General features: G+C 59.4%; 7 protein-coding genes. All 7 read left to right on the top strand.

Translation table 11 applies throughout. The features are described 5' to 3' along the window. The first annotated feature begins 29 nt into the window (after positions 1-29). The 7 genes from RUM_RS01565 to RUM_RS01535 all read left to right on the top strand — a co-directional run bounded on the left by RUM_RS01565 (position 30) and on the right by RUM_RS01535 (position 9,557). Entirely contained in the window at positions 30-2,084 is a 2,055-nt protein-coding gene (locus tag RUM_RS01565; protein WP_015557470.1) for a beta-galactosidase, read from the top strand. Between the two features lie 2 nt (positions 2,085-2,086). Then, positions 2,087-4,285, top strand: coding sequence for an alpha-galactosidase (locus tag RUM_RS01560; RefSeq protein WP_015557469.1), 2,199 nt, complete (start codon positions 2,087-2,089; stop codon positions 4,283-4,285). Further along, the gene (locus RUM_RS01555) at positions 4,282-6,465 is read left to right on the top strand and encodes a hypothetical protein (RefSeq protein WP_015557468.1); all 2,184 of its coding nucleotides are present in this window, start codon (positions 4,282-4,284) and stop codon (positions 6,463-6,465) included. The genes RUM_RS01560 and RUM_RS01555 overlap by 4 nt, the downstream gene beginning before the upstream one ends. After that, positions 6,465-7,247 carry a GH25 family lysozyme gene (locus RUM_RS01550; protein WP_015557467.1) on the top strand — a complete coding sequence of 261 codons (783 nt, stop codon included), beginning with the start codon at positions 6,465-6,467 and terminating at the stop codon, positions 7,245-7,247. The genes RUM_RS01555 and RUM_RS01550 overlap by 1 nt, the downstream gene beginning before the upstream one ends. Before the next feature lie 11 nt (positions 7,248-7,258). Then, positions 7,259-8,215 (top strand): type I phosphomannose isomerase catalytic subunit, encoded by a 957-nt coding sequence (locus RUM_RS01545; RefSeq protein ID WP_041326207.1) that lies wholly within the window; start codon positions 7,259-7,261, stop codon positions 8,213-8,215. Positions 8,216-8,240: 25 nt separating this feature from the next. Then, positions 8,241-9,197 (top strand): ROK family protein, encoded by a 957-nt coding sequence (locus RUM_RS01540; protein WP_015557465.1) that lies wholly within the window; start codon positions 8,241-8,243, stop codon positions 9,195-9,197. 147 nt (positions 9,198-9,344) lie between these two features. After that, entirely contained in the window at positions 9,345-9,557 is a 213-nt protein-coding gene (locus tag RUM_RS01535; RefSeq protein ID WP_041326481.1) for a DUF378 domain-containing protein, read from the top strand. Positions 9,558-9,892: the final 335 nt, after the last annotated feature.

Raw genomic sequence — 9,892 nt, 5'->3', positions numbered from 1 at the left:
TAAAAGCAAAAGCGAATGAGGATCGTGTTATGAGAAAAGAAGCGAACATCAAGCTAAACTGCCTGCTCCACGGGGCGGACTATAACCCGGAGCAGTGGCTGGATACACCGGAGGTGCTGGAGGAGGACATCCGGCTGATGCAGCAGGCAGGCATCAACTGCGTGTCCGTGGGCATCTTCTCCTGGACGGCGCTGGAGCCGGCGGAGGGGGTATACACCTTCCAGTGGCTGGATCAGGTCATTGAGCATCTGTACGAAAACGGCATCTACACGGTGCTTGCCACGCCCAGCGGCGCAAAGCCCGGCTGGATGGCGAAGAAGTACCCGGAGATCCTCCGGGTGGAGGCGGATCGCCGCAGGAATCTCCAGGGGGGGCGGCACAACCACTGCTACACCTCCCCGGTATACCGGGAGATGGTGACCCGGATGAACACCCGGCTTGCCAGACGGTACGCCCACCATCCCGGGGTGATCCTGTGGCATGTTTCCAACGAGATCCAGGGAGAGTGCCACTGTCCCCTGTGCCAGGCGGCATTCCGCAACTGGCTCAAGGAGAAATACGGCAGTCTGGAAAAGCTGAACAGGGCATACTGGACGGCGTTCTGGAGCCATACCTACACGGACTGGGAGGAGATCGAGTCCCCGGCACCCCAGGGAGAGACCAACGTACACGGACTGGTGCTGGACTGGCGGAGATTCTGCACCGCCCAGACCGTGGACTTCTTCCGGGTGGAGACAGCGCCGCTGCGGGCGGAGAATCCGGAGATCCCGGTGACCATGAACATGATGGGCTTCTATGACGGCATTGACTACTGGCAGTTCCTGCCGGAGCTGGACATCATCAGTTGGGACAGCTACCCGGGCTGGCACAACGGAGACGGGAACGAAGGGGGCAATGCGGTCTGGAACGGGGCATACTGCGACGCAATGCGTGCCATGAAGCACAAGCCCTGGCTGCTGATGGAGAATTCCCCCAGCACCACCAACTGGATCGGGGCATCCCGGCACAAGCGGCCCGGCTTTCACCGGCTCACTGCCATCCAGAACCTGGCACACGGCTCGGACAGCATCCAGTACTTCCAGTGGCGGCAGAGCAGAGGCTCCTGCGAAAAATTCCACAGCGCCGTGGTCAGCCACAACTCCTCTCCGGAGGTACGGATCTTCCGGGAGGTGGCAGGCGTGGGCGCTATGCTGAAAAAGCTGAAGGAGATCCGGGGCAGCCATGTGCCTGCCAAAGCGGCGATCATCTATGACGTGCAGAACGGCTGGGCGATCGGAGAATCCAAGGGGCCCAGAAACATCGGGGAAGGGTACCTTGACCTGATCCTGCGGATCTATGAGGGCTTCTGGCGCCGGGGCATCCCGGTGGATCTGGTAAATATGGACGCACCCCTGGATGGCTACCGCTTTGTGGCGGCACCCATGCTGTATATGCTCCGGGGGGACATTGCCCAGCGGCTCCGGCGGTTTGCGGAGCAGGGTGGCACCCTGCTGACCAGCTATCTCACCGGATTGGTGGACGAAACGGATCTTTGCTACCTGGGGCAGACCCCTGCCTGTGGTCTGACGGAGGTGCTGGGTCTGTGGGCGGAGGAGATCGACGGCCTGTGGGATCATCAGCACAACGGCATTGTGATGCAGGACGCCCCCGGCATGCAGAACCGGTATGAGGCAAGCCGCCTGTGCGAGGTGGTGCATCCCACCACGGCGGAAACCCTTGGGGTCTACGAAAGCGACTACTACCAGGGCATGCCGGCGGTAACGGTGAACCGGTTCGGCAAGGGGCGGGTATATTATGTGGGTACCTTTGGGGAATCCCAGTTCTACTACGATCTGCTGGGGCGCATCGCCCCGGAGGCAGGCTTGTCCCCGGCACTGGATACGGAGCTGCCCTACGGGGTCACCGTGGGCATCCGGCAGAGTGATACGGAAACCTATTACTTCTTACAGAATTTCAACAAGGATTCCAGGGAACTGATGCTGCCCTTCCCCCTGGAGGATCTGGAAACCGGGGAGATATACGCCGGTACCATCACCCTGGCAGGCTACGGGGGCATGGTCTGCACCCGGGCAAAGGAGGCATAGCCATGCACATCACCTATGACGAAACCCTGAAGCTGTTCCGGCTCACCGCCGGGGATATGCTGTACGCCATGGGGATCACGGACGGGGCGTACCTTGCTCACATATATTTCGGGAAAAATCTTCCGGATGCTGATCTGACGGAGCTGCTGCGGCTGGATGAACCCCCCTTCACCCCCTCTGTGAATAACCGGGACAAGGCGTGTTATATGGACACCCTGCCCTTTGAGTGCCCCTGCTTCGGACTGGGGGATTACCGGGAGCATGCAGTGGAGATCCTGGACGGGGCAGGCATGAGCACCTGTGACTTCCGGTATGTGTCCCACCGCATCATCCCCGGCAAGCCGGGACTGCCGGGACTGCCTGCCACCTTCGGCACGGAGCAGCAGGCAATGACCCTGTGCATCCTGTGCCGGGACGAGCATGCAGACCTGGAGCTGGAGCTGCGGTATTCCGTGTTTGAACAGATGCATACGATCGTGCGCAGCGCCATTGTCCGGAACACCGGAAGGGCGGACTGCCGGCTGAAGCGGCTGCTGAGCGCCACCCTGACCCTGGACGGAGACGGGTATGATATGCTGACGCTGAACGGCTCCTGGGCACGGGAGCGGCATGTGGAACGGTGCCGGCTCCACATGGGCAAGCAGCGGATCGACAGCATGCGGGGGGAAAGCTCCCACCAGCACAACCCCTTTTTCGCCCTGGCGGAGCAGGGTGCGGACGAAGACCGGGGGGTATGCTACGGGCTGAATCTGATCTACTCCGGCAATTTCATGGCACAGGCGGAGGTGGATCAGCACCACACCACCCGTGCCCAGATCGGCATCAACCCTACGGATTTCACCTGGCTGCTGCCCCCCGGGGAGGCATTTGCCGCACCGGAGGCAGTGCTGGTCTGGTCGGAGGAGGGGCTGGGGGGTATGTCCCGCACCTTCCACGATCTGTACCGGCAGCATCTGATCCGCAGCAAGTACCGGGCTCTGCCCCGGCCGGTGCTCATCAACAACTGGGAAGCCACCTACTTCGACTTCAACGAGGAAAAGCTTCTGTCCATCGCCCGGGAGGCGGCAAAGCTGGGCATCGAAATGCTGGTAATGGACGACGGCTGGTTCGGACACCGGGACAAGGACAATTCCAGTCTGGGGGACTGGTATGTGTACGAAAAGAAGCTGCCCGGCGGGCTGAAATCCCTGGTGGACAAGGTACGGGCAATGGGGCTGAAATTCGGCATCTGGTTCGAGCCGGAAATGGTCTCCCCGGACAGCGACCTGTACCGTGCCCACCCGGACTGGGCGATCCAGGTGCCCGGCAGGGAGCTGACCCTGTGCCGGGAGCAGTATGTACTGGATTATTCCCGGCAGGATGTGCGGGAGTATGTGTACGGCATGCTCCGGGACATTCTCACCAGTGCGGACATTTCCTATGTCAAGTGGGATATGAACCGGCAGCTGACGGAGGTGGGCTCCCGGATGCTTCCGGCAGACCGGCAGCGGGAGCTGTGGCACCGGTATGTGCTGGGGGTCTATGAGATGATGGAGCGGCTGGTAACGGAATTTCCGGATCTGCTGCTGGAAAACTGCTCCGGCGGCGGTGCCCGGTTCGATCCGGGCATGCTGTACTACAGTCCCCAGATCTGGGCATCGGACGATACGGACGCTATGGAGCGGCTGAAGATTCAGTACGGCACCTCCCTGTGCTACCCGGTTTCCGCCATGGGCGCTCACGTCAGCGACTGCCCCAACCATACGGTGGGCAGAACCACCCCCTTCCAGACCCGGGGGCATGTGGCGATGGCAGGCACCTTCGGCTATGAGCTGGACATTACGAAGATCTCCCCGGAGGATCGGGGTCAGATTCCCGGTCAGATCGCCGATTACAAGCGGTACAGCCACATCATGCGGAACGGGGATCAGTACCGGATCGGGGATCCCTTCGGCACGGCAGGCTATGACGCCTGGATCTTTGTGGCCAAAGACAAGGGAGAGGCGCTGTTCACCTATGTGCAGACCCTGTCCCGACCCAATGTGCGCTCCCGGCGGATCCGGCTCAAGGGACTGAACCCGGAAAGCTGGTACCGGTGCAGCGAAAACGGAAAAACCTACAGCGGCGCTTATCTCATGCAGGCAGGGCTGCGCATGCCCAACCTGTGGGGGGATTTCCAGAGCCGACAGATCTATCTGAATAAAATGGAGGAACGAGCATGAAGCAGAAAAAGCGTGCGGCAGCACTGAGCCTTACCCTGGGGATGCTGGCAGGGCTTTCCGCCTGTGACGGAAAGCAGGGGGATGCATCCCTCAGCTACCGCTGGGGCAACGTTGCCATCGGCGGCGGCGGTTATGTGACCGGCATCACCTACAACCCCACGGAGGAGGGGCTTATGTATGCCCGGACGGATATGGGGGGCGCATACCGGTGGAAATCCGGGGACAACCAGTGGGTGTGCATCACGGATCACCTGGGAGGCGTGAACTCGGACAGCTGGAACCTGAACGGGGTGGAATCCCTGGCGACAGATCCGGTGGAGCCCAACCGGGTGTATATGTCCTGCGGCACCTATATGGGACAGCCGGGCGCCATTCTCTGCTCCGATGACTACGGGAACAACTGGAAACAGGTGGACATCGGCGTCACCTTCGGGGCGAACAACTCCGGCAGAGGCGCCGGGGAACGGATGATGGTGGATCCCAAGCACAACAGCACCGTATACCTGGGCACACGCAGCGACGGGCTGTGGCGTTCCAAGGACTACGGGGCAAACTGGGAACAGGTCAGCTCCTTCCCGGTCAAGGGCAACTACAGCCAGGAGGGCATCAGCATGGGGATCCTCTGGGTGGAGTTTGACCCGGTTTCCGGTGATATCTATGTATGCGCCGCCATGAAGGACGGTCAGTGCATCTACACCTCCTCCGACCAGGGAGAAAGCTGGGAGGCGCTGCCTGCCAACGAGAAGGGCATGTATCCCACCCAGGCGGGGATCTCCTCCAACGGCTATCTGTATCTGAGCTACAGCGACACCTGCGGCCCCAATACCTCCTGCAAGAACGGCAAGGTGTACCGCTGGAGCCTGGCGGACAAGAAGTATGAGGACATTACCCCCCAGGTAGGGGACAATCACTACGGCGGATACGGGGGCGTATCCATCGACGCCAAGGATCCGGACACGGTGGTGGTTTCCTCCCTGTGCTTCTGGGACGGCAAGGGCGAGAACCTGTACCGCACCACGGACGGGGGCAAGACCTGGAAGGCACTGTATGACGAAAGCGGCAGCCATTATCAAATGGACGTAACGGACGCCCAGTGGCTCAACTGGGGCAGAGAACAGCCCCAGACCGGCTGGTGGGTATCGGACATTGAGATCAACCCCTTCAATTCCGATGAAGTGACCTACGGCACCGGCGCAACGGTGTACACCACGGTGAACATGACCGCTCTGGACAACGGCGGAGATGTGACCATCAAGTTCAACGCCTATGGTCTGGAGGAGAACGCAGTATTCAAAATGGTTTCGCCCCCCCATGCAGACGGCAGTACCCCCCAGCTGTATTCCATTATGGGGGATCTGACGGGCTTTTCCCATATGGATGTGAACGTGCGGCCGGATGACGCACACTTTATGAAGGAAGGGGTTCCCCAGGACGTGGACTGTGCATGGCTGAACCCGAATGTGGCAGCATACACCAGTGACAACGGGAAAATGCCGGTGCGGATCACGCTGGACGGGGGCAAGACCTGGAACGCATGCACCGCACTGGGCACCGGCGGCGCCAGCGGCACGGTTGCCCTGTCCGCCAACGGCAGTACCATGCTCTGGGCGCCCAACAGCACCAAGGCGGAGACCTATGTATCCAACGACAACGGCAAAACCTGGTATGTGGCAAACGGACTGGGCTTCCAGCCGAAAATGGCGGCGGACAAGGTAAATCCCTCCAAAATCTATGCGGCATGCGGCGGTCAGGTGTTTGCATCCGAGGACGGGGGCTTCAACTTTGCGCCCACCGGGGCACTGGTGTCCGACACCACCACCCTGTATACTGTGGACGGCAGGGAGGGGCATGTATGGGCGCTCAGCGGCAGCATCATCATGTTCTCCCAGGACGGGGGCAAGACCTTTGAAAATCTGAAAAACTTCAATGCCAGAGCCATGGGCTTCGGTGCGCCGAAAAATGCAGGGGATTACTCGGTGCTGTATGCCATGGGGAGCAGCGACAACGTAAACGGCATCTTCCGCTCCGCCGATCAGGGCAAGACCTGGCAGCGGATCAACGATGACAAGCACCAGTTCGGAAACATCACCCCCTATATCTGCGGGGACGGCAGCGTCTACGGCAAGGTATACTTCGCCACCAACGGCAGAGGCATCGTGATGGGGGATATTGCAGAGTAATGGGGCGCATATCCCGCAAAAAGCGGATTTTGCTGATCGGACTGATCCTGCTGGTGCTGCTGGCAGGCACCGGGGTGGGGGGCTGGCTGGTGTATACCGGACGGATCCGGCTGAATCATCCGTCCCCGGAAAAATACCCGGTACGGGGGGTGGATGTGTCCCACTACCAGGGGGCAATCGACTGGCAGGTGCTGTCCGCCCAGTCCATCCAATTCGCCTATATCAAAGCCACGGAGGGCAGCAGCCTGGTGGACGAATACTTCGCCCAGAACTGGCAGGACGCACACCAAACCGCTTTGTATGTGGGAGCGTACCACTTTTTCAGCTTTGACAGTCCGGGACAGTCCCAGGCGGAAAATTTCATCCGCACCGTGCCGGAAACGGACAACGCCCTGCCCCCGGTGATCGATCTGGAGTACTACGGGGACAAGGCGTCGGATCCCCCGGAACGGGATGGGGTGCGCCGGGAGCTGGACGCCCTGATCCGGGCGCTGAAGGAGCAATACGGCAAGACCCCGGTGATCTACACCACCTATACCTGCTACCGGGAATATCTGAAGGGGGATATGCCGGACTGCCCCATCTGGTACCGGAGCGTGTATGCGCCGCCCCTGGTGGGGCCGGACTGGGTGTTCTGGCAGTATCGGTGCGACGCCCAGTTGCCGGGCTATGCCGGGAATCACTGGGAGCAGAAAAACATTGACCTGAATGTATACCGGGGCAGCTATGCGGAATTCCTGGAGGAATTCGGACTGACGGAAAAGCATACAACTACAGAATAAGGGAGAACGCTATGTACCCAATGCAGCTAATCGCCCCCTGTAAGGATTACCTTTGGGGAGGCACCCGGCTCCGGGAGGAGTTCGGTAAAACAAGTGACAAGGAAAAAATCGCAGAAAGCTGGGAGCTGTCCTGTCATAAGGACGGGGTATCCCGGATCGCAAACGGCAAATACGCCGGGATGCTGCTGACCGAATACCTGGAGCATGCCGGAAAAGCCGTTCTGGGCACAAGGGGAGCGGCGTTCCGGTACTTCCCGGTGCTCATCAAGCTCATCGACGCCAAGGACAATCTGTCCGTACAGGTGCATCCGGACAACGAATACGCCCTCCGGGTGGAGGGGGAATACGGCAAGACGGAAATGTGGTACATTGTGGACTGCGAGCCGGGCGCAAAGCTGATCTACGGCTTTGCGCAGGAGATCACCAAGGAGGAATTCCGCCGGAGAATCGCAGACAATACCCTGCTGGAGGCGGTGCATCAGGTGCCGGTACACAAGGGGGATGTGTTCTTCATTGCCGCCGGTACCCTTCACGCCATCGGCGCCGGAATCCTGATTGCGGAGATCCAGCAAAATTCCAACACCACCTACCGGGTATACGACTACGGGAGAGTGGGGGCGGACGGAAAGCCTCGTGCCCTGCACATTGACAAGGCGGCGGAGGTGACACGCCTGGCGCCTGCAAAGCCCTATCCTGCATCCCCACCCCGGGAGCATGCAGGATACACCGAGACCCTGCTGGCAGGGTGCGAGTATTTCACCGCCCGGCGGCTGGATCTGCATGGGGCGGCAAAGCTGGATGCGGATCAGGCATCCTTCCACCACATCCTGCTGACGGAGGGGCATGCAGTGCTCACCGCCGGGGAGGATACCCTGACCCTGGAGAAGGGAGCAAGCGTGTTCCTGCCCGCAGGACTGGGGACATATACTTTGGACGGAACCGGTCAGGCCATCCTGACAACGGTCTGAATATACCACAAAGGAGTCAAAATATATGAAGTATTATGTAGGCATCGATCTGGGCGGCACCAACATTGTAGCAGGTGTCGTGGACGAACAGTACAACATTCTGGCAAAGGCAAGCACCAAGACCAACTGCCCCCGGCCGGATCGGGAGATCGCAAGGGATATGGCAAAAATGGCAATCCAGGCAGTGGAAAATGCAAAGCTGACCATGGAGCAGATCGAGTGGATCGGCATCGGCACCCCCGGCATTGCCAACAGCCGGGACGGGATCATTGAGTACTCCAACAACCTGGGCTTTGTAAACACTCCCATGGTCAAGTACATCCAGGAGGACATTGACAAGCCCGTATTCGTGGAGAATGACGCAAACGCTGCCGCATACGGCGAATTTGTTGCCGGGGCTGCCAAGGGCGCAAACAACGCCGTATGCATCACCCTGGGCACGGGCGTAGGGGGCGGTATCATCATTGACGGGAAGATCTACGCAGGCTCCAATTTTGCCGGTGCAGAAATCGGGCACACGGTGATTTCCGTGGACGGTCCCCAGTGTACCTGCGGCAGAAAGGGCTGCTTTGAGGTATTCTCCTCTGCAACCGGTCTGATCCGGATGACCAAGGAGTCCATGGCGAAAAATCCGGACAGCAGCATGCACAAGCTGGTGGCAGAGCGGAGCGGCAAGGTATCCGCACGGATCGCCTTTGACGCAATGCGCATGGGGGACGCTGCTGCAAAGGCAGTGGTGGACGACTACATCAAGTATCTGGCGGCAGGCATCACCAACACCATCAACACCTTCCAGCCGGATATCCTCTGCATCGGCGGCGGCGTCTGCAACGAAGGGGACGCCCTGCTGCTGCCGGTGAAGGATCTGGTGGCAAAGGAGGTCTACACCCGGAACTCCAAGCAGAACGCCCAGATCGTCATTGCAAAGCTGGGGAACGACGCCGGCATCATCGGCGCCGCATTCCTGGGGAACGCACAGTAAGACTGATGCAAAGCAGTCCGCTTCGGCGGGCTGTTTTCTTTTGGATCGATTTTACAAGAAAGAATGCGGCATAAACCCGGAAAAGCCGGTGATACTAGTGCCATGAGCATAGGAACTATGTTCATGAGAAATGAGGTGTTCAAACGTATGTGGGACAAGCTCGCTTTGATCCTGCTGATCATCGGCGGTGTGAACTGGGGGTTAGTCGGTATCTTTGAATTCGACCTCGTTGCATGGCTTTTCGGAGGCGCAGCCTCTCTGGTCAGCAGAGCGATCTATATCCTGGTCGCAATCAGTGCGGTCTGGTGCATCACACTGCTGTTCCGGAACGATCAAAAGCTGGTCGAGGTGGAAGCGTAGCGCACACCGCCAAAGCAAAAAGCAGGCACTGTCGGGCAAGGATGCCGTTCCGACAGCGGCCTGTTTTTTGTGTTTTTGACTGCATTTTTGGTTTTGGTGACCGCTTTCTTTTGTGTTGCTTTTTATGCTCTGCGTGCTCCACCCACGCAGTATGGGTTTGCTGTCATCTTGGGGAGATGTGTATGGCTCTATTTCATGAACCGTATGGGTCACGCATGACCCATCTACCTTTCGTGACCTGTTCCTTTTCTGCGTTCCTTTATAATCTGCGTGCTTGGCACACGCAGTAGCGTTCTACCGATGTCTTGGGGAGATGTGTATGGCTCTATTTCATG

Origin of the sequence: Ruminococcus champanellensis 18P13 = JCM 17042, from assembly GCF_000210095.1 — a bacterium.
Classification (GTDB): domain Bacteria; phylum Bacillota; class Clostridia; order Oscillospirales; family Ruminococcaceae; genus Ruminococcus_F; species Ruminococcus_F champanellensis.
This window is presented reverse-complemented; position numbering and strand designations above follow the sequence as displayed.